A 21552-nucleotide genomic window follows, 5' to 3' on the forward strand; every position below is an offset into this window, starting at 1 on the left:
AATTCGCCGGCAAATTATCCGGCGCGGGGAAGCACGAACTGCTCGATCGCGCGGGCGACGCCGTTCTCGTCATTGCTCACCGAGACGAAGTCGGCCTGCTCCTTCACCTCCGCCGCGGCGTTGCCCATGGCGATGCGCAGGCCGGCGACGGCGAACATCGGCAGGTCGTTGGCCATGTCGCCGATGACCGCCACCTCGTCCATCGGCACGCCGAAATGCCGGGCGAAGGCGCGCGCCGCATAGCCCTTGTCGGTGCCGGGGGGCGTGAGGTCGAGATATTTGGCCTGCGAACGCCGCGCCGTCGCGCCCGCGCCGACCAGCGCCTGCAGCTCCGGCTCGCTTTCCGCCAGCATGTCGAAATCGGTCGAGGAGAAGACCAGCTTGCCGGCGCGGGCGATGTGGTCGCCGAACTCCGCCACCACGGTGGGCTGGAACGCCACGGTGCGGATCTCGCTGGCGACATAGGCGTTGCCGGGGTCGGTGATGAACCATTCGTCGTCGGCGAACACCCAGACATAGGCGCCGCGCGGCGCCATCATCTCGATGCCCTTGCGGGCGGCTTCCGCCGCCACGAAGTGCTGCTCCACCGGCGTGAAGTCGCCACGCTGGATGGAGCCGCCGTTGAAGCCGCCGAACAGGTCGAGCTTCAACGCCTCGACCAGGATCCTCATGCCGCGCGGCGGGCGGGCGGAGACGGCGGCGAAGGCGACGCCGGCCTCGCGCAGGCGCCGCACGGCTTCGACCGTGGTAGGGGTGACCTGCTTTTCCTTGTTCACCAGCGTGCCGTCGACGTCCGACACCATGAGCCGGATGCGGCCCGAGGGCGTGTGCTTCGCGGCGGGCGAGGCGTCGGTTGCGGTCATCGGCGTTCCCTTTCGAGCGGCAGCCACTGGAAGCCATCCTGCGCCAGCATCACGTCGGCCATGGCCGGGCCGTTGGAGCCGGCGGAATAGAACTGCACCTCGTCCTCGCCTCCCGACACCGCCTCGATGATCGGCTCGACGGCCTCCCATCCGGCCTCGATGGTATCGGCGCGCTGGAACAGCGTCGGGTCGCCGCACAGGCAGTCATAGATCAGCGTCTCATAGCCGGTGCTTGGGGCCGCCTTGAAGTAGTCGGCGTATTTGAAGTCCATCTCCACCTCGGAGAGCTTGACCTTGCGGCCCGGCACCTTGGCGGCGAAGCGCAGCGAGACCCCCTCGTCGGGCTGGACGTGGATCACCATCAGATTGGGCTTGAGCGCGGTGGGCAGGTGGCGGAACAGCACGCCCGGCGCCCGCTTGAACTGGATGGCGATCTCGGTGCGCCGCACGGCCAGCGCCTTGCCGGTGCGGACATAGAAGGGCACGCCGTTCCAGCGCCACGAGTCGACGAAGCACTTGAGCGCCACATAGGTCTCGGTGCGGCTTTCGGGATCGACGTCCCTCTCCGCCCGATAGTCCCGCACCGCCTGCCCGTTGACGAAGCCGGCGCGGTACTGGCCGCGCACCGCCGCGCCGATGGCATCGTTCGGGCGCATATGGCGGATCGCCTCGATCACCTTGGTCTTTTCGGTGCGTACGGCGTCGGCGTCGAAGGAGTTCGGCGGCTCCATCGCGGTCATGGCGAGGAGCTGGAACATGTGGTTCGGCACCATGTCGCGCAGCGCGCCGGTGGCGTCGTAGAAGCGCCCGCGCTGCTCCACCGTCACCGTCTCGGCGGCGGTGATCTGCACGTGGTCGATATATTCCTTGCTCCAGATCGGCTCGAAGATGCCGTTGCCGAAGCGCAGCGCCATCATGTTCTGGACCGTTTCCTTGCCGAGGAAATGGTCGATCCGGTAGATCTGCCGCTCGTCGGCGACGGCGAGCAGGCGGCGGTTCAGCGCCCGCGCCGAGGGAAGATCGGTGCCGAAGGGCTTCTCCACCACGACATGGCGGAAGGTCTCCGGCTCCTCCTTCAGCAGGCCGGCGGCACCGAGCTGTTCGGAGATGGTGGCAAAGAAGCGCGGCGCGACGGCGAGGTAGAAGACAGCGTTGCCGGTCTGCTGCCGGCGCCGCTCCAGCCGCTCGCGGATGCGCCCATAGGTGGCCGGATCCTCGAAGTCGCCGGCGACATAGCCGATGCGGCTGATGAGCCACTTCCAGGTCTCGCCCTCGGTGTCGAGGTGCCCCGGCAGGTTCGCCACCTCGTCGGTGAGGTAGGCGCGGTAGTCCTCCTCGCTCTGCTCCACACGGTCGACGCCGACGATGGCGAAGTCGTCGACCAGCACGCCCTCATTGGCGAGGTTGTAGAGCGAGGGGAGCAGCAGGCGCTTGGTGAGGTCGCCGGAGGCGCCGAAGATGAAGAAGGTCGAGGCCGGCGCCGGCGCCGTGTCCGGCGCCAGCACCTTCTGGCCGAGAACGACGGTCTCGCTTCCCATGAACGCGCCCGCCGCTCACTTGCCGTTCTTGAATTCGGTATGGCCGCCGAACTGGAAGCGCATGGCGGAGAGCAGCTTCTCGCTGAAGGTGTGGTCCTGGCGCGAGCGGAAGCGGGTATAGAGCGCCGCCGAGAGCACCTCGGCCGATACCGCCTCCTCGATCGCCGCCATCACCGTCCAGCGGCCCTCGCCGGAATCGGCGACCTCGCCGGGATAGTCGCCGAGCGTCTCGTCCTTGGCGAGCGCGATCGAGGTGAGGTCCAGCAGCCAGGAGGAGACGACGCTGCCGCGCCGCCACACCTCGGCGATGTCCGCCATGTCGAGCGTGAAGCGCTCGTTCGCCGGCAGCGCCTCGGACTTCTTGTTCTTGAGGATGTCGAAGCCTTCCGCGTAGGCCTGCATCAGGCCGTACTCGATGCCGTTATGGACCATCTTCACGAAATGGCCCGAGCCAGCCGGCCCGCAATGCATGTAGCCCTGCTCGACCCGCAGATCGCGCCCCTCGCGGCTGGGGGTGAGCGGAATGTCGCCGCGTCCGGGAGCGAGAGCGGCGAAGATCGGGTCGAGCCGGTCGACCGCTTCCTTCACGCCGCCGATCATCATGCAGTAGCCGCGCTCCAGGCCCCAGACGCCGCCGGAGGTGCCGACGTCGATGTAATGGATGCCCTTGGGCTCCAGCTCGGCGGCGCGGCGGATGTCATCCTTGTAGAAGCTGTTGCCGCCGTCGATGATCGCGTCGCCCGGCGACAGAAGTCCGGCGAGCGTGGCGATGGTGCCCTCGGTCGGTCCGCCGGCGGGCAGCATCACCCAGACGGCGCGGGGGGCGTCGAGCTTGGCGACAAGGTCGGCCAGGTCGCCCGCAGGGCGGCTGCCCTCGGCGCCCAGCTCCTTCACGGCGGCTTCGTTGCGGTCCCAGACCACGCAGTCGTGGCCAGCTTTGGTGAGCCGGCGCGCGATGTTTCCGCCCATACGGCCGAGGCCGACGATTCCAAGCTGCATTGATTCTCCTCCCGAGCGCGCGCCAGCCGCCTGCGGAGATGCCGCATCTCCGCGCCGGCGCCGTCACATCCACGTCGAACGTTTAGCGCAAGCCTATGCCGGGCATACGACAATTGGAAAGGGGCGGACGCGCATGACGAGCCGATCGTCTGTTCCGCGAGTGCCGGCGGGCACGGTCTCGATCGGCTGGCGGCGGTTCGACGCCGCGGAAGGTCACGCGAATATGAGACCGCGCCGCGAGGGCGGCGAATCGGCAGGTGCGTCGACCATCGGGGGGAGATTTGGTGGAGCCAGGCGGAATCGAACCGCCGACCTCTTGAATGCCATTCAAGCGCTCTCCCAACTGAGCTATGGCCCCACCGGGGGCGCCGGATGCGCGGGGCGCCGGAGCGCCTCGCCTTGGGTTTTCACCCGGCTGTCGCTCCGGTGCGAGCCGGAGCGGAACGGTCGTAAAGCACATGGCGGAGCGGACTGCAAGCCTCGACTTCACGTCGGGTGCGCCGTCCCCAGCGCTTTTTCAGCTTTCCTCGTCGTCCTCGAGGCCGTCGCCGATCAGATCGGACACGTCGTCGTCGCCATCCTCATCTTCTTCAAGGAAAGCGTCCTCGTCGTCGTCGTCGCTGGCGACGTCCTCGTCGATCTCCAGATCGTCGTCGACGGCGGCCGACTTGGCGTTGCCGGCGGTGGTCTCCTCGTCGGCATCCTCCAGCGAGACCAGTTCGACCTCGGTGTTCTCCTCGACCTCGGGGTCGGCCTCGACGGCGCGCGGCGCCTCGGCGCGGCCGCGCGTGACAGGAGCGGTGATCGGCACGATCTGCCCGGTATAGGGCGAGATCACCGGATCCTTGTTCAGGTCGTAGAACTTCCGCCCGGTGACGGGGCAGATGCGCTTGGTGCCTAATTCAGGTTTCACCACGGTTTCAAACCTCGGGTGGTGATGGAAAGGGTGCTCCCATTGAACTGCTCGCGATGCGGAGTCAAGCCGCATCTTGAAGGCCCGTGGCGGCGATAACGCCCTCGTGCTACGACGGGCGCCCGTCGCGGGCGCGGGAGCCCGGCTCTCCCGCCGGCGCGCGATAACCGTTCCGCAGGATCCGCGCGGCCGCGGTCCCAAAGACAAGGCTTGAGTGATGAGCAGCACCGGACATGACGCCAATCCCGTTCCCGCCCTCGCCCGCCGTTCCGCGGCGCTGAAGGGCCGGGTGCGCGTGCCGGGCGACAAGTCGGTTTCCCATCGCTCGCTCATCTTCGGCGCGCTCACCGTCGGCGAGACCCGCATTTCCGGCCTGCTGGAAGGCGAGGACGTGCTCAACACCGCCAAGGCCTGCGCCGCGCTCGGCGCCACGGTGGAGCGGCTCGGCGAGGGCGAATGGCGCGTCGAGGGCGTCGGCGTCGGCGGGCTGCGCCAGCCGGAAGGCGTGCTCGACTTCGGCAATGCCGGCACCGGCTCGCGGCTGATGATGGGCGTGGTGGCGGGCAACCCGATCACCGCTACCTTCGACGGCGACGCCAGCCTGCGCCGGCGGCCGATGCGCCGCATCCTCGATCCGCTGGAGAAGATGGGCGTGCAGGTGGTGGACGCCGCCGAGGGCGGGCGCCTGCCGCTGACGCTGAAGGGCCCGAAGGACCTGGTGCCGATCACCTATGAGAGTCCGGTCGCCTCGGCGCAGATCAAGTCCGCCGTGCTGCTCGCCGGCCTCGGCGCGCCGGGCGAAACGACGGTGATCGAGAAGGAGGCGAGCCGCGACCATACCGAGCGGATGCTGACCCATTTCGGCGCGCAGGTGACGGTGGAGCCCTATGGCGCGCACGGCCGCAAGGTCACGCTGAAGGGCCGGCCGGAGCTCAAGCCCGCCCCGATCCGTGTGCCGGCCGACCCGTCCTCCGCCGCTTTCCCGCTGGTGGCGGCGCTGATCGTGCCGGGCTCGGACGTGGTCATCGAAGGGGTGATGACCAACCCGCTGCGGACCGGATTGTTCATCACGCTCAAGGAGATGGGCGCCGACATCGTCTTCGAGAACGAGCGCGTCGAGGGCGGCGAGAGCGTCGCCGACATCCGTGTGCGGGCTTCCGCCCTGAAGGGCGTGGACGTGCCGGCCGAGCGCGCGCCGTCGATGATCGACGAATATCCGGTGCTTGCCGTTGCCGCCTCTTTTGCCGTCGGCAAGACGCGCATGAACGGTCTTTCCGAATTGCGGGTCAAGGAATCCGATCGCCTGGCGGCCGTTGCGGACGGGCTTGCGGCCGCCGGCGTCACCTATGCGATCGAGGGCGACGACCTGATCGTGGAGGGCACCGGCTCGGTGCCCGGCGGCGGCGCGGTGGCCACGCATATGGACCACCGCATCGCCATGAGCTTCCTGGTGATGGGCCTCGCCGCCACCAACCCCTTGAAGGTGGACGATATTTCCTTCATCGCCACCAGCTTTCCGAGCTTCCTGCCGCAGATGCGCGGGCTCGGCGCGGTGATCGAGGATGAGGCCGTGGCGGCATGATCATCGCGATCGACGGGCCGGCCGCCTCGGGCAAGGGCACCATCGCGCGCCGGCTCGCCGCGCATTACCGCCTGCCGCATCTCGACACCGGCCTGCTCTACCGGGCCGTCGGTGCCAAGGCCTTGGAAAACAACGTCGATTTCGACGACGCGGCGGCGCTGGCGGGGATCGCGGCGGCGCTCGACCTCGCCGCGCTCGACGCCGAGGCGCTGAAGGCCGGCCCGGTGGGGGAAGCCGCCTCGAAGGTGGCGGCGGTGCCGGAGGTGCGCGCCAAGCTGTTGAAGCTGCAGCAGGATTTCGCCCACCAGCCGGGGGGCGCGGTGCTCGACGGGCGCGATATCGGCACCGTCATCGCCCCCGATGCCGAGGTGAAGCTCTTCGTCACCGCCACGCCGGAAGCCCGCGCCGAGCGGCGCTTCAACGAGCTGCTGAAGCGCGGCGAAGAGGTGACGCTGGCCGCCGTGCTGGACGACATCCGCCGGCGCGACGCGCGCGATTCCGGCCGCTCCAGCGCCCCGCTGATGCAGGCGCCGGACGCGCAAGTGCTTGATAATACAGGGCTCGACGTCGAGGGAAGCTGGCAGGCGGCGCTGGCGCTGGCCGAGCGGGCCCGCGCCGCGGCGGGGCTGTGAGGGCGAACGCGGCAGCGGGGCGGCAGGTGGCGATGGCGGCAGGTAGCAAGAGTAGCGGAACGGGTAGCAAAATCCGTAGCAAAGAGGGTAGCAAGCGGCGCGAAAAGAGTAGCATCCGCCCTGCTACCCGTAGCACCCGTAGCGGGGGTAGCACCCCCGGCGATGTGACCGGCGGCGCGGCCGGCGAGGGGCCGGATTCGCGCCTCGCGCGCGGCATGGCGCGGCTCTCGCAGATCACCGGCCGCTCCGGCGAGGAGGTGATGGCCGCGCTCGGCGAGGTCGCCCCGGATTTCGCCCGCTACATCTTCGAGTTCGGCTATGGCGACGTCTATTCCCGCCCGGGGCTCGATCTGCGCACCCGCATGCTCGCCACCGTGGCCGGCCTCGTGGCGCTGGGCCATGCCGAGCGCGAGCTGACCGTGCATATCGGCTCGGCGCTGAATGTCGGGGCGACGCGGGAGGAGGTGGTGGAGGTCATCATGCAGATGGCGCTCTATGCCGGCTTCCCGGCGGCGCTCGACGCGCTGCTGATCGCCAAGAAGGTGTTCGCCGCGCGCGATGCGGCCCCGCCCGCCGCTCCGCCCCCCGCCGCCCCGCCCGCGCCATGACGCGGCGGCTGCTGGTCATCGGCATCGGCGCCGGGGCGCCGGGCCATCTCACGCTGCAGGCGATCGAGGCGATCAACCGCGCCGAGGTGTTCTTTGTCTTCGACAAGGGCGAGGCGTCGTCCGAGCTGGTGGAGGCGCGCGAGGCGATCCTCGCCGCGCACCGGCGCGCGCCCTGGCGGCTGGCCTGGACGCAGAGCCCCAAGCGCCGGGCCGAGGCGCGCGTGCACCTCGACGGCCGGGACGCCGCCGCGCCCGGTCCGGCGGCGGAATACCGCGCCGGCGTCGCGCACTGGCACGCGGAACGCGCCGCCCGCCTCGCCGCGCGGATCGAGGCGGAGCTGCCCGAGGACGGGGTGGGCGCGATGCTCGTGTGGGGCGACCCCGCGCTCTACGATTCCACCCTGCGCATCCTCGCCGGCGTGCGCGCCGTGCTGGCACTGGACGTGGAGGTGATCCCCGGCATCTCCGCCGTGCAGGCGCTGACCAGCGCGCACGGGCTGGTGCTGAACGAGGTGGGGGAGAAGGTGACCTTCACCACCGGGCGGCGCGTGCTGAAGGATTTTTCGCACGAGGGCACCCTGGTCGTCATGCTCGATGACGGCACCGGGCTGGAGGCGCTGATCGCCCGCGAAGCCGAGGAAGCCGCCGCCGGCGCCCCCCCGCTCGCCATCTGGTGGGGCGCCTATCTCGGCATGAAGGACGAGCTGCTGATGTCGGGCCCGCTCGCGGAGGTCGGGCCGGAAATCCTGCGCTTGCGCGCGCAGGCGCGGGCGGCGCGGGGGTGGATCATGGATGTGTGGCTGGTGAGGACTTGCTCTATAAAGAGCAGAGCGATATTTTCGTACTAATATATGAGCGTTAGAGGGAGCGTTCTGAACATGTTATCGTTTGCGACGGAGTTCCCTGTTAAGGCGTCCCTTGACCGAGGAGTATTTATTGCTGAGCTAATTGCTTGGTTGAGGGGAATGGAAAGCAGTTCGATTTTTGATGCCTTACATAATATTGATTTAGATAACGATCTCGCCCATTTGGTTGGAGGTAATAAAGAAGAGCTTAGAATTAGAGAGTTGATGCATGATAATATACTAGAAGCTATTGGTTTTCGGCATGATATTCAAGACGATTCTGGTCGGCTTTGGCGCACTGAGGCGGTTTTAAAACAGAAAGAGTACGAAACAAGCGAAAGAGTAGTTCGTATCAGAACTCAATGTATCGCTAAGACCCCTGGGGCCATGCTAGGGATTCCAAAGAAACCATTCTTTATTAAGTCTATAATCAATGATGGGTATGCAGGGATCGACAATGTTTTACAAGTTACAGACAATCCTATATGGTTACAAGAAAGTGGATCCGATTTAGATTTAGCAAAGTATATTATAACAGGTAAGGCAAGTTATAATTTGCCTATTATCTATATATCAGCAGATAATAATAACAAATGGATTTTTTCCAAAAATCAAATTATCAAATTGGCTTTTGATCTCGGCGGAATCGCTCATGTTGTTGTCGAGCCAAGTAAAGAATTTTCATTTAAGATTCAAGAAATTATAGATGATCGGAACGTATATGGCGGTGCAATTGCAATATCGACTCCAGATAGAGGTGTTGTTCGTAGTTTTTACCTTGGATGGAAATTTGATAGCCCGAACATGATTTTTGATACGGTCCGTAGTGATGTTATTGCTATTCGGGGACAAATGCCTGCAAGGGGCTGGGACTGGACAGAGTTGCAGGAGCAAGCACTTCGCCGTCAGCGAGAGAGGGAACGTAATCGCCTAGGCGCGAGCGAACTAGAAAGCTTATATGAAGAAGAGAATAATTACTTAAGGGATAGAATTAAGCAGCTTGAGGATGATATACTATCATATGCACCGCGGACGTTAAGTTCGTCGAATGACGACGATTTAAATTTTTCAAAAATATCGGAAAAGGTTGGTCCAGAGATATATCCTGGGGAATTTGGCGATAGAATTAGGATGGCGATGAAGGAGTGCATCGCTCGCTCCGACCAATTTGGTCTTGATGCCAGATCGAAGGTTGTATTCGAGGCGTTTATTTCTCATTCAGAGCCGTCAGTTAGATTGAAGGAGCTGCTTGACGAATTAGAAGCTTCTGCAAAAGATCCAAAGAGAATGGCCTCTGTGCTGTCGTCATTGTTAGTTATGCATGGATATCAGAACAAATCGAATAATAAACATCTTCGATTTGAGCCTAGAGATGGCTATTCTGGTTTGGATAATATTACAATTGCAAATACCCCGAGCGATTATCATTCCTTGCAAAATCTACGGAAGCAGATTGAAAGGACGCTTGGATTATCGAAATTGTCTAAGTGATTCCCGTAGGTGTCGTCTCACCCCTCCCCCGCAAAGGCCAGAAACGCCTCGACCTTCGCCGGGGTGTGGCGGCGGGTGCGGTGGTAGGCGTAGAGCGGGAAGCGCTCGTCGGACCAGTCGGGCAGGACCTGCACGAGGCCGCCGCTTTCCGGCCGGGGCGCGAGGCCAGGCGCGAAGCTCTGGAACAGGCCCTGCCCGGGTTGATCGCGGATCACCGAAGGGTGGCGCCATGAGGCCGGCGGGGCGGAATGGCGGCGAATGCCTCGTCCGATATGAAGCCCCCGCCCGGCGCCTATTCCGCCGCCAGCGTGATGACGTTGGAGGGGGAGCCGTGGGCGGCGCGGTTGTGCCGGCAGAAGGCGATGAACTCCTCCGCCGGCAGCGCCCGCGCGAACAGCCAGCCCTGCGCGAACTCCACCTTGTGGCGGCGCAGATAGGCGGCCTGGGCGTGGGTCTCCACCCCCTCGGCGACGATGCGCAGCTTCAGCGCCCGCGCCATGGCGATGATGTGGTCGGCGACGTGCCGGGTCGGCGCCTCGGTGCCGATGACGTCGATGAAGGACTTGTCGATCTTCAGCGCGTCGACCGGCAGGCGCTCGAGATATTTCAGGCCGGAATAGCCGGTGCCGAAATCGTCGATCGCCGTCATGTGGCCGCGCCGGTGCAGCTCGGCGAGGGTGGCGCGGGCGCGCTCGATGTCGACGAAGCTGCGCTCGGTCGCCTCCAGCCAGATCTGCTGCGGCTCGATGCCGGTGCCGGCGAGCCGGCGCTCCAGCACCGGCAGGATGCGCCCGGAATTGAGGTCGGCGGCGCACAGGTTGATGGCGATGTGCATGAGCCGGTCGCGGCGCAGCAGGTCGCCGAGATCGGTGACGATGCCCTCGATCACCCGGTCGGTGAGGGGATGGATGAGGCCGGTGTCCTCCGCCAGCGGGATGAACAGGTCGGGCCGGATGATCTGCCCGTCCGGCCGCCGCCAGCGCACCAGCGCCTCGGCGCCGACGCAGCGGCCGGTGGCGAGCTCGACGATCGGCTGGTAATGGGCGATGAACTCGCGGTTGCGCACCGCCTGCGCCAGCTCCCCGCGCGGCGACAGCCGCCGGCGCGACAGCCAGACGGCGAGCCCCGCCACCAGGGCGGCGAGAAACAGCGCGATCGGCGCCAGCGCGTATTTCGCCGCGTCGAGATGGTCGAGGAAGCTCTGGCGCGGCCGGGTGGCGACGACGCTCCAGCCATTCGCCTCGCGCCGCACGACGAGGTGGTCCTCGTCGGCCGGGGCGGCGGCCGGGCGCAGATAGGCCGGCGCCGTCTGTACCGGCATGCCGCCGGGCGCGAAGATCTCGATCCGGGTCTGCGGATGGCCGAGCGGGGCGGCGAAGCGCGTCTGGTCGACCATCGCGGTGTGGCCGCGCAGGCCGAGCACCATCATCAGCCGGCGGGGGTTGAAGTCGGAGGAGAAGTTCACCCCGAGCCGGATGCCGCCCGGCATCGACACCTCCGCCGGCGGGTGCGTGAAGGGTGTTTCGGCGAGGCCCCAGACGTTGCACTGCACGGTGCCGCCGCCGACATAGCTGAGATTGTCGGTGGCGAGCGAATTGACGGTGAGGTCGCGCAGGCGCCGGATGTGGCGCGGCGAGCAGGGCTCGAAATCGGTGGAGGCGATGGATTGGAGCGTGCGCTCGGCGTCGGCGTAGATATCCAGCGTGTTGCCGAGGACCTGATCGGCGGTGCGCCCGAGGCGCTCCTCGTCGGCCGCCGTCGCCATCCGCCACGACAGGACGAGTGTCGCCGCGAGCGGCACGGCGGTGCCGATCACGGCCAGAAGCGCGGCGATGCCTATGACACGCCAGTGACGCACGCAGGGGATCTCCCTTCGCGGCGCACCGTTCCCGGCGGGCCCGGCAACGCCTTGGACGAGTCGCGGGACGGCGCCCGAGACGCCCTCCCGTCGGCCTAACGCACGTTGATGGGAAACGTTACCACAACTGTGGGAGGAACACTCCCCCCGATACCGGCGGGGCGCACACGCGTGCGCGCCTGTCTCCGAGCGCTGCCCCGAGCGCTGCCCCGAGCCTTGCCATCCTTGAGTTCCTGGGTTATGGCAACGCCGTCCGGGCGCCCTATATGATGGGCGGACGACGGGTGGGCCGGCGATGCGGGATGCGCGTCGCCGCGAGCGTGGAGGCAAGCCCGCCCTCGCCGTGCATCGGCGCCGGTGCCGCAGGGTTACGCCGCGGGCCTCTCAGAGGCCGCGTGCCGGCGTTCCGCGAGCGGCCCAACGACACCGTGGCGTATCGTCCGCTCCGCCTTGCAGAACAAGGGCTGGCGGACAAGGGCGACCGGTGCCGGACTCCAGATGATTTTCGACCGTTCCGGCGCGATGGCCCGGTTCGGATCATGTACCGCGTTTCCCCGGTCCCGCCGCGTCGAGGCACTGCCCCGCCGCGCGGAGCCGGGTTTCACGTTCCCGACGTCGCGGCCAATGCGCCGGGCTTCGCGAGAGGTTGCACCGGGAAGAGCCAGGTCCCGGTGCCCGCGACGGATGGAACGATCCCCAACCCCGTGCCGGCGCATTGGCGACCAGGAGCATAAATGTCCGCTACTCAATCCCTCAGCGCCGCGCGCGACGATTTCGCCGCGATGCTCGAAGAGAGCTTCAATCAGGCCGAGCCCGCCGAGGGCACGGTGGTCAAGGGCACGGTCGTCGCGATCGAGAAGGACCTCGCGATCATCGACATCGGCCTGAAGACCGAGGGCCGCGTGGCCCTGCGCGAATTCGCCGGTCCCGGCCGCGACCAGACCATCACGGTCGGCGACGAGGTCGAGGTCTATCTCGAGCGCGTCGAGAATGCGCTCGGCGAAGCCGTCCTGTCGCGCGACAAGGCCCGCCGCGAAGAGAGCTGGGTCCGCCTCGAGAAGGCGTTCAACGCCCAGGAGAAGGTCACCGGCGTGATCTTCAACCAGGTGAAGGGCGGCTTCACCGTCGACCTCGACGGCGCCGTGGCCTTCCTGCCGCGCAGCCAGGTCGACATCCGCCCGATCCGCGACGTCGCCCCGCTGATGCACAACCCGCAGCCGTTCCAGATCCTCAAGATGGACCGTCGCCGCGGCAACATCGTGGTCTCGCGCCGCACGGTTCTCGAAGAGACCCGCGCCGAGCAGCGTCACGAGCTGGTGCAGAACCTCGAAGAGGGTCAGGTCATCGACGGCGTGGTCAAGAACATCACCGATTACGGTGCGTTCGTCGACCTCGGCGGCATTGACGGCCTGCTGCACGTCACCGACATCGCCTGGCGCCGCGTGAACCACCCGACCGAGGTGCTGAACATCGGCCAGACGGTCAAGGTGAAGATCATCAAGATCAACCACGAGACCCACCGCATCTCGCTCGGCATGAAGCAGCTGCTCGGCGATCCGTGGGAGGGCATCGAGGCCAAGTACCCGGTCAACGCCCGCTTCAAGGGCCGCGTGACCAACATCACCGACTACGGCGCGTTCGTCGAGCTGGAGCCGGGGATCGAGGGCCTGATCCACGTCTCCGAGATGAGCTGGACCAAGAAGAACGTCCACCCCGGCAAGATCGTCGCCACCTCCCAGGAAGTGGAAGTCGCGATCCTCGAGGTGGATCCGGTCAAGCGCCGCATCTCGCTGGGCCTCAAGCAGACCCTGCAGAACCCGTGGGAAGCCTTCGCCGAGAAGTATCCGGCCGGCTCGACCGTCGAGGGCGAGGTCAAGAACAAGACCGAGTTCGGTCTGTTCCTGGGTCTCGACGGCGACGTCGACGGCATGGTCCACCTCTCGGACCTCGACTGGAACCGTCCGGGCGAGCAGGTCATCGACGAGTTCAAGAAGGGCGACGTGATCAAGGCGGTCGTTCTCGACGTGGACGTCGAGAAGGAGCGCATCTCGCTCGGCGTGAAGCAGCTCGGCGGCGACCCCTTCCAGGATTCGGGCGAGCTCAAGAAGGGCTCGATCGTGACCTGCGAAGTGATCGACGTGAAGGAAGGCGGCGTCGACGTGAAGATCGCCGGCACCGACATGACCACCTTCGTCAAGCGCTCGGAACTGGCCCGCGACCGCGGCGACCAGCGCCCGGACCGCTTCGCGGTCGGCGAGAAGTTCGACGCCCGCGTCACCCTGTTCGACCGCAAGGCGCGCAAGGTGCAGGTCTCGATCAAGGCGCTCGAGATCGCCGAGGAGAAGGAAGCCGTGGCGCAGTTCGGCTCGCAGGATTCGGGCGCTTCGCTCGGCGACATCCTCGGCGCCGCCCTGAAGAAGGCTTCCGAGAAGGCCGAGTGAGGGTTTCCACCCTCACCGCCTGACCGGTGAACAAGACGACGGCCGGCGTGGCGACACGCCGGCCGTTTTTGTTTCGCCCATCGTCTCCGGCCTCTCGGATCTTGCCTCCGGCGAGCCCAAGGGCAGGGCCCACATAGCCGAAGGCCGATCCGGGATGACGAGGTAGGGGAACGAGCGACGGGAAAGAGGCCAGACGCCGTCATCCCCGGGCCGGGCCCGGGGATCCACGCCTCCGCTGCTGGCGGCGATCCTCGCCGATTTCGGCGACCGCGTGCTGCCGATGGATGCGGCGGTGGCGCTGCGGCTCGCGCGGCTTGCGGAGGCGGCGCGCCCGCAGGTGGTCGAGCTGGCCGACCTGATCATCGCCGCGACCGCCTCGGTCCATGGGCTCACGGTGCTGACGCGCAATATCCGCCCTTTCACGCCGACCGGCGTCGATGCGCGTGACCCGCCGGCCACGCTGCCGGACGACGTTGGTCCCTGAGCCGCGCCCTGTTTGAAGCCGTCATGCGGCTCCGGTAGCATCACGCCTCCCGCCCCGGCCCCCAGGAGGCTTTCCATGCTCCCCATCCCTGCCCTCGACCGCCGGCGCCTTCGGGCCTTCGGGGAGCGATGAGCATGCCGGGCACGTTCGGCCGCTTCATCGTGCGTCTCGTGCTACTCAGCCGCTGGGCGATGGTGCCGTTGTTCATCGGCCTTGCGCTCGGGCTCGTGCTGCTCGTCGTCGCCTTCGCCATGCGGCTGTGGAGCTTCGCCCTCCAGCTCACCGCGATGAGCGAGACGGCGGTGATCATGGAGCTGCTGACGCTGCTCGACCTCGTGCTGGTCGGCGGGCTGATGGTGATCGTGATCCAGTCCGGCTACGAGAATTTCGTCGAGCGGATCGACCGGCGGCAGGCGCCGGAATCGCCGGCCTGGATGACGCGGATCAGCTTCGCCGGGCTGAAGCTCAAGCTGTTCGCCTCGCTGATGGCGATCTCCGCCATCACCCTGCTCAAGGCGCTGATGCGGCTGGAGACCGATGTGAGCGAGACGCAGGTGCGCTGGCTGATGGCGGCGAGCGTGCTGTTCCTCGCCGCCTATGCGGTGCTCGCCTTCACCGACCGCTTCGCCCGCACCGGCGAGGACGACTAGAGCGTTTCAGGGTTTAGCGGAAACGCTCGAAATCTCCGAGCTGGCGTCTTTTCTTCACGCGAGCCGGTGCCGACTTCGCCCGAGAATACTCTAGCCCTCCCGCGGCGCGACCACCCGCGCGGGATTGCCGACGACGGTGGCGCCGGCGGGGACATCGCGCGTCACCACCGCGCCGGCGCCGACCAGCGCGTCGTCGCCGATGGTCACGCCCGGCAGGACGATCGCCTTGCCGCCGATCCAGACATTGCGGCCGATATGGACGGGCCGGCCATATTCCAGGCCGGCGCGGCGGGCCTCCGGGTCGCGCGGGTGATCGGCGGTGTAGATGTGCACGCCGGGGCCGATCTCGGTGCCGTCGCCAATGGTGACGCGCGCCACGTCGAGCACCACGCAGTCGAAATTCAGGAAGACGCCGCTGCCGAGGTGGATGTTGAAGCCGTAGTCGCAGTGGAAGGGCGGGCGGATGCCGGTGCGCTCGCCCACCGAGCCCAGCCCCTCGCGCACCAGCACCCGGCGCTCGTCGCGCGAGAGGGTGAGCGAGGCGTTGAAGCGGGCGAGCCAGGCGAAATTGGCGGCCTGCGCGGCCTGGATCTCCGGATCGCCGGGCCGGTAGAGCTCGCCGGCCAGCATCTTCTGCATCTCGGTGCGGGCGGAGGAAGGGGTGTCGGGCAAGGCAGGCCTCGTCGGGGATGTCGCGGGGGCATTCTGCATCGGTCAAGCCGGATGGGCCAAGCCGGATGGGCCAAGCCGGATGGGCCAAGCCGGATGGGCCAAGCCGGATGGGTCAAGCCGGATGGGTCAAGCCGGATGGGTCAAGCCGGGCGGCGGCGCAGAACACGTTGGGTTTCGGACTTGATAGGTGCGGCGGGTCTCCGGCTCTTGTCATCCGGGACGGCCGAAGACGGATCCGGGATGACGGCTTGAGACAGAGGAACGTCAGGCCGGGCTTGGCCCGGCCATCGACGCCCTGGCGAGGGGCAAGGGGAAGTCGTGGATGCCCGGCGCAGGGCCGGGCATGACGGCGCTCATGCGGGATGCGCCGGATCGTCCCGCCGCCGCGACCTCAGCCCAGCTCGGCCCAGCCCTTCAGCTCGCGGCGGATCACCGTCTCCAGCACCGCCATGCCGTCCGGCGTGTCGTTCAGGCATTCGATGAAGTGGAACTTCTCGCCGCCATTGTGGTGGAAGATCTCGGCGTTCTCGCCGCCGATCTCCTCCAGCGTCTCCAGGCAGTCGGCGACGAAGCCGGGGGTGATGACGGCGAGCCGCTTCACGCCGGATTTCGCCAGCGCCTCCACCGTCTTGTCGGTGTAGGGCTGCAGCCATTCCGCCTTGCCGAAGCGCGACTGGAAGGTGAGCCTGAGCTTCTCCTCCGGCCAGCCCAGCTTTTCGCGCAGCAGGCGCACGGTCTTGTAGCAGTAGCAGTGATAGGGGTCGCCCTTCTCGAAATATTCCTTCGGGATGCCGTGGAAGGAGGCGAGCACCAGTTCCGGCTCCCAGTCGAGCTTGCCGAGTTCCGAGGTAATGGAATTGGCCAGCGCCTCGATATAGGCGGGCTCGTCCGGCCAGTGCGGGGCGACGCGCAGCACCGGCTGCCAGCGCATCTTCTTCAGCGCGTCGAAGGCGGCGTCGCACACCGTGGCGGAGGTCGCGGCGGCGTATTGCGGATAGAGCGGCACCAGAAGGATACGCTCGCAGCCCTGTGCCTGCAGCGCCTCGATGCGCGAGGCGACGGACGGGTTGCCGTAGCGCATCGCCCAGTCGAAGACGAGGCGCCCGTCGAGCGGGCCGAGGCTGGCCGAGAGCTTTTCCGACTGCGCGCGGGTGATGGTGCGCAGCGGCCCCTCGTTCCGCTCCTTGTTCCAGATGGTCGCGTAGTCCTTGCCCTTGGCCTGCGGCCGGCGGGAGAGGATGACGACGTTGAGCAGGAACCACCACAGCGCGCGGTTGACCTCGATCACCCGGCGGTCGGAGAGGAATTCCTTGAGGTAGCGCCGCATCGACCAGTAGTCGGTGCCGTCCGGCGTGCCGAGATTGACGATGAGCACGCCGATCTTGCCGAAGGCGACGGGCGGATGGCCGGCCGGCAGGCCGCCATCGGGGCCGGGGGTGAGCGCCACGGACGCCTCGTTGACCACAACGGTCTTGTTCATCGGCATACCTCGCCTGACGGAAACCCAACACGCAGGGCGAGCTTATAGGCCAACTCGCCGGGTTTTCGCCATCACGAGTCCCCGAGGCGCGCTGCCGCGCCTCGGAGTCGTATTTTCGGGCGCGCTGCCGCGCCTCGGGGCCATATTCTTGGGCGCGCCGCCGCGCCTCACCGCACCAGGATGTTGCGGAACTGCCAGGGATCGCTCGTGTCGATGTCCTCGGGGAACAGGCCGGGGCGGCCGTCGAGGGGGGTCCAGTCGGTGTAGTAGCCCTTCACCTTGCCGAGATAGGGCTTCTGGATCGCCAGGCAGCGGCGGTAGTCCATCTCGTCGGTCTCGACGATGCCCGCCTCCGGGTTCTCCAGCGCCCACACCATGCCCGCGAGCACGGCCGAGGTGACCTGAAGGCCGGTCGCGTTCTGGTAGGGCGCGAGCTTGCGGGTTTCCTCGATGGTGAGCTGCGAGCCGTACCAGTAGGCGTTCTTCTCGTGGCCGAAGAGCAGCACGCCCAGCTCGTCGCGCCCGTCGACCACCTCGTGCTCGTCGAGGATGGCCCAGTCGCCGGAGAACTTGCCCTCATTGCCGAAGGTCTCGTGCCAGGACAGCAGCGCGTCGTTGCAGGGGTGGTAGGCGTAGTGGCAGGTCGGGCGGTAGGCGACCTGCGCGCCGTTGCGCACCGTGTAGTAGTCGGCGATCGAGATCGACTCGTTGTGGGTGACGAGGAAGCCGTGCTGCGGCCCGAGGCTCGGGCACCAGGTGCGCACCTTCGTCGCCGCGCCGGCCTGCATCAGGTAGATCGCCGCGCCGGAACCGAAATTATGGGTGTGGCCGTTGGCGGGCATCCACTTCTCATGGGTGCCCCAGCCGAGCTCGGCCGGCTGGAGACCTTCGGAGACGAAGCCCTCCACCGACCAGGTGTTGACGAACTTGCCGAAGGGGCGCGGGTCGCGGGCGCGCTGGGTGTCGCGCTCGGCGATGTGGATGCCCTTGACGCCGACGCGGCTCATCAGCGCCGCCCAGTCCTCGCGGCTGGCGGGCTCGTCGAAGGCGAGGCCGATGTCGCGGGCGAGGTCGACCAGCGCCTGCTTCACGAACCAGGACACCATGCCGGGATTGGCGCCGCAGGTGGAGACGGCGGTCGGCCCGCCGGGATTGCGGCGCTTGGCCTCCAGCAGCGTCTCGCGCAGCGCGTAGTTGGAGCGGCTGGCCGCCGTGGCGTCCTTGTCGAAATAGAAGCCGAGCCAGGGCTCGATCACCGTGTCGATGTAGAGCGCGCCGCATTCGCGGGCGAGCGTCATGATGTCGACCGAGCCGGTGTCCACCGACAGGTTCACGACGAAGCCGCGGCCGCCGGTGGTGAGCAGCGGGGTGAGCACCTCGCGGTAGTTTTCCCGGGTGATCGCCAGCTGCAGGAAGCGGATGCCGCGCTCGTCGAGCAGGGCGCGGTTGTCGTCCACCGGATCGATGACGGTCAGGCGATCCTTGTCGAAATCGAGATGCCGCTCCAGCAGGGGCAGGGTACCGCGCCCGATCGACCCGAAGCCGATCATCACAATGGGACCGTCGATTTTTCCGTAGACCGGCCAAACTGACATTCTCGGGGGGACTCCTTTGGTTCCGAGGGACAGGAAAGTGCGGGGGCACCATGGGATGTCGCAGCGTGCCGCGTCAATGGTGACGGGCACGTGACGGGGCGTGGGCGGGTCGCAGGGGTAATGCGGGTGGGGAAGGTGGGTCGGCCGGCTATGGCTCCGAATGCCGACGCTCCCCCGGAAGCGACGTCATGGCCGGGCTTGTCCCGGCCATCCACGCCTTCCTTTCACCCGCAAAGTCGTGGATGCCCGGCCCAAGGCCGGGCATGACGGTCTGCGAACGGGACGCGCCCGTCCGGGATGACGACAAGAGGAACGCAGCCCTACGCGTCGCTCGCCAGCACGTGGTTGCGCACCAGCGGGTAGACCTGGCCCTTCCAGCGGCGGCCCGAGAACACGCCGTAATGGCCGACGCCGGCCTGCAGGTGGTGGCGGCGCAGATGCGGGCGCAGCGAGGAGCAGATGTCCTGCGCGGCGACGGTCTGGCCCACGGCGCAGATGTCGTCGCGCTCGCCCTCCACGGTGAGCAGCGCGGTGCGGCGGATGGCGCGGAAATCGATCCTTTCGCCGCGATAGGTGAGCACGCCGCGCGGCAGCTCGTGCTCCTGGAACACCTTGGCGATGGTCTCCAGATAGAACTCGGCGGCGAGGTCGAGCACGGCGAAATACTCGTCGTAGAAGGTCTTGGCGGTGTGCGCCTTCTCGTGCTCGCCCATGGCGAGGTTCTCGAACAGCTCGACATGCGCCTTCACGTGGCGGTCGAGGTTCATCGCCATGAAGGCGCCGACCTGCACGAAGCCGGGATAGACCCGCCGCCCGGCGCCGGCAAAGCCCGGCGGCACGGTGGCGATGAGGTTCTTCTCGAACCAGTCGAGCGGCTTGGAGGTGGCGAGCTCGTTGACCTTGGTCGGGTTGATGCGGGTGTCGACCGGCCCGGCCATCAGCGTCATGGAGCGCGGCTGGGCCGGGTCGTCCTGCTGGGCCATCACCGCCGCTGCGGCGAGTACCTGCACGCAGGGCTGGCAGACGGCGAGCAGGTGCCCGCCCTCGCCCATCGCCTGCGTGAAGCGGATGACGTGCTCGACATAGTCGTCGAAGCCGAAGCCGCCAGCGGCGAGCGGCACGTCGCGCGCATTGTGCCAGTCGGTGACGTAGACGTCGTTCTCCGGCAGCAGGGTCTTCACCGTGTCCTGCAGCAGCGTGGCGAAATGGCCGGACAGCGGGGCGACGACGAGGATGCGCGGCTGCGGCTGGTCGATGTCCTTGGCGAAATGCAGCAGCGAGCCGAAGGGCAGCGCCAACGCCACCTCCTCGCGTACCTCGACCTCGCGGTTGCCGACCGTGACGCGCTCGATGCCGAAGGCGGGGCGGTGGTGGCTGAGGCCGGCACGCTCGATCATCTCGAAGGCGGCGGAGAGATTGCGCAGCACGGCGCTGTCGCCGAAGCCGCCCATGGCGGTGCCGAGGACCCGCCGGGAGAGGCGCGCCGCCACGCGGACGGGATCGAACAGATCGGTCTGGGCCTGATAGGCGGCGTAGATCATCGGCGGCGGGTCTTGTGGCAGGAGGTGGGGCGGCCGGTGAGGCAGCGGGTGATGCGGTTCGCGCGGCGCGGGCCGGGCGGGAGGATTAAGGGCCCGCCCCGGGGAGAGGACAGGTTAGCGGGCGCGGGCGGTGCGGGCGATACGACGAAGGACGCGCCGCGGGGCGCATCTAGGGTGGAATCGTAAGGGGTGAACGGCGCGCTTGCCAAGAGCGGGGCTTTCAGGCGGTTCCGCCGCGCCGCTTCCGGGCGGCTTCGCGTGGCCTGCCAGGGCGTCCCGGCGGGCGCCGGATCGGGAATGGCACGAATAGTGTTTGCCCTGCGGCAACCGATCATCATCGCCCACCCGACACAGGACGTACGCCCATGGCCGCCGCCCCGACCTCCAAATCCCGCTCCGCGCCCCGCGCCAAGCCCGGATCGCGAGCGAAGACCGGGGCCGAGGGACCCGCTGCCAAAGAGCCCGTTGCCAAGGCAGGCGTTGCCAAGGCAGGTGTCGTCAAGAAATCGGCCGTTCCGTCGAAAACCGCCACGGCAACACCCTCCGCGCCCGCCCCGGCGAGGGCGGGAAAGCCGTCCGCGCCGAAGGGCGCGAAACCGGCGGACAAGCCGAAGACCGGACCGGCGGCCGCTGTGGCGACGGCCACGCTGACGATCAGTAGCAAGAACTATTCCTCATGGTCGCTGCGCGGCTTCCTGCTGTGCCGGCTGGCCGGGCTCGACATCGCCGAGGCGCGGGTCTCGGCCGAGGATCCCTCGATCCGCGCCGAGCTGCTGCTGCAATCCTCCTCCTTCCTCGTGCCGCGGCTCGACCATGACGGCCTGCGCATCTGGGACACGCTGGCCATCGGCGAATACCTGCATGAATTGAAGCCAGAGGCCGGGCTTCTGCCCACGGATCGCGCAGCGCGGGCGCATTGCCGCTCCATCGCCGGCGAGATGCATTCGGGCTTCGCCAATCTGCGCTCGGCGCTGCCGATGAACATCAAGGCGCGCCATCCCGGCTTCAAGGTGTGGACCGGCGCGCAGGGCGACATACTGCGCATCGTCACCATCTGGACCGGCTGCCTGAAGGCCTATGGCGGGCCGTATCTGTTCGGCGCGGCGCCGACGCTGGCGGACGCGATGTACGCGCCGGTGTGCTCGCGCTTCACCACCTATGACGTGCCGCTCGACCCGGCAAGCCGGGCCTATTGCAGGACCATCCTGGCGCTGCCGGCGATGAAGGAATGGACCGCCGCCGCGCTGGCCGAGCCGGACGAGCTGGAGGAGCTCGACGTCGAGTTCTGAGGGGCGGAGGCGGTTCACCGAGACGTGGATGGCCGGGACAGGCCCGGCCATGACGCCATTCAGATGGGGGA

19 protein-coding genes and 1 tRNA gene are annotated in these 21552 nt (G+C 67.2%); 9 read left to right on the plus strand and 11 right to left on the minus strand.

What is annotated here, in order from left to right; all coding sequences use genetic code 11:
• Positions 1–14: 14 nt before the first annotated feature.
• From STARVERO_RS19315 to STARVERO_RS19335, 5 genes are all read right to left on the minus strand, one after another.
• The gene (locus tag STARVERO_RS19315; RefSeq protein ID WP_159600883.1) at positions 15–863 is read right to left on the minus strand and encodes a Cof-type HAD-IIB family hydrolase; all 849 of its coding nucleotides are present in this window, start codon (positions 861–863) and stop codon (positions 15–17) included.
• Positions 860–2401: a glucose-6-phosphate dehydrogenase gene (zwf, locus tag STARVERO_RS19320; RefSeq protein WP_159600885.1), complete on the minus strand. Its 1542-nt coding sequence runs from the start codon at positions 2399–2401 to the stop codon at positions 860–862. The genes STARVERO_RS19315 and zwf overlap by 4 nt, the downstream gene beginning before the upstream one ends.
• 15 nt (positions 2402–2416) lie before the next feature.
• Positions 2417–3400: a phosphogluconate dehydrogenase (NAD(+)-dependent, decarboxylating) gene (gene gnd / locus STARVERO_RS19325; protein ID WP_144341402.1), complete on the minus strand. Its 984-nt coding sequence runs from the start codon at positions 3398–3400 to the stop codon at positions 2417–2419.
• Positions 3401–3682: 282 nt separating this feature from the next.
• Positions 3683–3758 (minus strand) — tRNA-Ala (locus STARVERO_RS19330).
• A gap of 159 nt (positions 3759–3917) precedes the next feature.
• Positions 3918–4316, minus strand: coding sequence for a TIGR02300 family protein (locus STARVERO_RS19335; RefSeq protein ID WP_159600887.1), 399 nt, complete (start codon positions 4314–4316; stop codon positions 3918–3920).
• Positions 4317–4530: 214 nt separating this feature from the next.
• On the opposite strand from STARVERO_RS19335, the gene aroA reads away from it, so the two are divergent.
• The 5 genes from aroA to STARVERO_RS19360 all read left to right on the plus strand — a co-directional run bounded on the left by aroA (position 4531) and on the right by STARVERO_RS19360 (position 9471).
• Positions 4531–5895: a 3-phosphoshikimate 1-carboxyvinyltransferase gene (gene aroA, locus STARVERO_RS19340; protein WP_159600889.1), complete on the plus strand. Its 1365-nt coding sequence runs from the start codon at positions 4531–4533 to the stop codon at positions 5893–5895.
• The gene (cmk, locus tag STARVERO_RS19345; RefSeq protein WP_159600891.1) at positions 5892–6527 is read left to right on the plus strand and encodes a (d)CMP kinase; all 636 of its coding nucleotides are present in this window, start codon (positions 5892–5894) and stop codon (positions 6525–6527) included. Before aroA ends, cmk begins: the two co-directional genes overlap by 4 nt.
• Positions 6528–6742: 215 nt before the next feature.
• Positions 6743–7135: a carboxymuconolactone decarboxylase family protein gene (locus STARVERO_RS19350; protein WP_159601918.1), complete on the plus strand. Its 393-nt coding sequence runs from the start codon at positions 6743–6745 to the stop codon at positions 7133–7135.
• A complete protein-coding gene (cobF, locus tag STARVERO_RS19355) occupies positions 7132–7983 on the plus strand; it encodes a precorrin-6A synthase (deacetylating) (protein ID WP_159600893.1) in 852 nt (283 codons plus the stop codon). The genes STARVERO_RS19350 and cobF overlap by 4 nt, the downstream gene beginning before the upstream one ends.
• A gap of 30 nt (positions 7984–8013) precedes the next feature.
• Positions 8014–9471 carry a hypothetical protein gene (locus tag STARVERO_RS19360; protein WP_159600895.1) on the plus strand — a complete coding sequence of 486 codons (1458 nt, stop codon included), beginning with the start codon at positions 8014–8016 and terminating at the stop codon, positions 9469–9471.
• Between the two features lie 17 nt (positions 9472–9488).
• On the opposite strand, the gene STARVERO_RS19365 is transcribed toward STARVERO_RS19360, so the two are convergent.
• On the minus strand, positions 9489–9686 hold the full coding sequence (locus STARVERO_RS19365; RefSeq protein WP_159600897.1) for a type 2 periplasmic-binding domain-containing protein: 198 nt from the start codon (positions 9684–9686) through the stop codon (positions 9489–9491).
• Positions 9687–9763: 77 nt separating this feature from the next.
• A complete protein-coding gene (locus STARVERO_RS19370; protein WP_159600899.1) occupies positions 9764–11329 on the minus strand; it encodes an EAL domain-containing protein in 1566 nt (521 codons plus the stop codon).
• A gap of 734 nt (positions 11330–12063) precedes the next feature.
• Here STARVERO_RS19370 and rpsA point away from each other — a divergent pair.
• From rpsA to STARVERO_RS19385, 3 genes are all read left to right on the plus strand, one after another.
• The gene (gene rpsA, locus STARVERO_RS19375; RefSeq protein WP_144341411.1) at positions 12064–13770 is read left to right on the plus strand and encodes a 30S ribosomal protein S1; all 1707 of its coding nucleotides are present in this window, start codon (positions 12064–12066) and stop codon (positions 13768–13770) included.
• Positions 13771–14017: 247 nt separating this feature from the next.
• Positions 14018–14254 carry a PIN domain-containing protein gene (locus STARVERO_RS19380; RefSeq protein ID WP_280178155.1) on the plus strand — a complete coding sequence of 79 codons (237 nt, stop codon included), beginning with the start codon at positions 14018–14020 and terminating at the stop codon, positions 14252–14254.
• 134 nt (positions 14255–14388) lie between these two features.
• On the plus strand, positions 14389–14904 hold the full coding sequence (locus STARVERO_RS19385) for a YqhA family protein (protein ID WP_144341412.1): 516 nt from the start codon (positions 14389–14391) through the stop codon (positions 14902–14904).
• A 90-nt stretch (positions 14905–14994) separates the two neighbouring features.
• On the opposite strand, the gene STARVERO_RS19390 is transcribed toward STARVERO_RS19385, so the two are convergent.
• From STARVERO_RS19390 to STARVERO_RS19405, 4 genes are all read right to left on the minus strand, one after another.
• A complete protein-coding gene (locus STARVERO_RS19390) occupies positions 14995–15543 on the minus strand; it encodes a sugar O-acetyltransferase (protein WP_244616941.1) in 549 nt (182 codons plus the stop codon).
• Between the two features lie 424 nt (positions 15544–15967).
• Entirely contained in the window at positions 15968–17056 is a 1089-nt protein-coding gene (gene hemH / locus STARVERO_RS19395; protein WP_159600905.1) for a ferrochelatase, read from the minus strand.
• Between the two features lie 167 nt (positions 17057–17223).
• Positions 17224–18651, minus strand: coding sequence for a homospermidine synthase (locus tag STARVERO_RS19400; protein WP_144341416.1), 1428 nt, complete (start codon positions 18649–18651; stop codon positions 17224–17226).
• Between the two features lie 320 nt (positions 18652–18971).
• The gene (locus tag STARVERO_RS19405) at positions 18972–20192 is read right to left on the minus strand and encodes a polyhydroxyalkanoate depolymerase (protein ID WP_159600907.1); all 1221 of its coding nucleotides are present in this window, start codon (positions 20190–20192) and stop codon (positions 18972–18974) included.
• Positions 20193–20824: 632 nt separating this feature from the next.
• Here STARVERO_RS19405 and STARVERO_RS19410 point away from each other — a divergent pair.
• Positions 20825–21481: a glutathione S-transferase gene (locus tag STARVERO_RS19410; protein WP_159600909.1), complete on the plus strand. Its 657-nt coding sequence runs from the start codon at positions 20825–20827 to the stop codon at positions 21479–21481.
• The last annotated feature ends 71 nt before the right edge of the window (positions 21482–21552 follow it).

The organism is Starkeya nomas, assembly GCF_902703545.1.
In the GTDB taxonomy this organism is placed as follows: domain Bacteria; phylum Pseudomonadota; class Alphaproteobacteria; order Rhizobiales; family Xanthobacteraceae; genus Ancylobacter; species Ancylobacter moscoviensis.

What these genes read in the sequence shown, in the direction of transcription:
- STARVERO_RS19315 (WP_159600883.1), bottom strand. Translation starts at nt 863, where the DNA reads ATGACCGCAACCGACGCCTCGCCCGCCGCGAAGCACACGCCCTCGGGC.
- zwf (WP_159600885.1), bottom strand. Translation starts at nt 2,401, where the DNA reads ATGGGAAGCGAGACCGTCGTTCTCGGCCAGAAGGTGCTGGCGCCGGAC.
- gnd (WP_144341402.1), bottom strand. Translation starts at nt 3,400, where the DNA reads ATGCAGCTTGGAATCGTCGGCCTCGGCCGTATGGGCGGAAACATCGCG.
- aroA (WP_159600889.1), top strand. Translation starts at nt 4,531, where the DNA reads ATGAGCAGCACCGGACATGACGCCAATCCCGTTCCCGCCCTCGCCCGC.
- cmk (WP_159600891.1), top strand. Translation starts at nt 5,892, where the DNA reads ATGATCATCGCGATCGACGGGCCGGCCGCCTCGGGCAAGGGCACCATC.
- STARVERO_RS19350 (WP_159601918.1), top strand. Translation starts at nt 6,743, where the DNA reads ATGGCGCGGCTCTCGCAGATCACCGGCCGCTCCGGCGAGGAGGTGATG.
- cobF (WP_159600893.1), top strand. Translation starts at nt 7,132, where the DNA reads ATGACGCGGCGGCTGCTGGTCATCGGCATCGGCGCCGGGGCGCCGGGC.
- STARVERO_RS19360 (WP_159600895.1), top strand. Translation starts at nt 8,014, where the DNA reads ATGTTATCGTTTGCGACGGAGTTCCCTGTTAAGGCGTCCCTTGACCGA.
- rpsA (WP_144341411.1), top strand. Translation starts at nt 12,064, where the DNA reads ATGTCCGCTACTCAATCCCTCAGCGCCGCGCGCGACGATTTCGCCGCG.
- STARVERO_RS19385 (WP_144341412.1), top strand. Translation starts at nt 14,389, where the DNA reads ATGCCGGGCACGTTCGGCCGCTTCATCGTGCGTCTCGTGCTACTCAGC.
- STARVERO_RS19390 (WP_244616941.1), bottom strand. Translation starts at nt 15,543, where the DNA reads ATGCAGAAGATGCTGGCCGGCGAGCTCTACCGGCCCGGCGATCCGGAG.
- hemH (WP_159600905.1), bottom strand. Translation starts at nt 17,056, where the DNA reads ATGAACAAGACCGTTGTGGTCAACGAGGCGTCCGTGGCGCTCACCCCC.
- STARVERO_RS19400 (WP_144341416.1), bottom strand. Translation starts at nt 18,651, where the DNA reads ATGTCAGTTTGGCCGGTCTACGGAAAAATCGACGGTCCCATTGTGATG.
- STARVERO_RS19405 (WP_159600907.1), bottom strand. Translation starts at nt 20,192, where the DNA reads ATGATCTACGCCGCCTATCAGGCCCAGACCGATCTGTTCGATCCCGTC.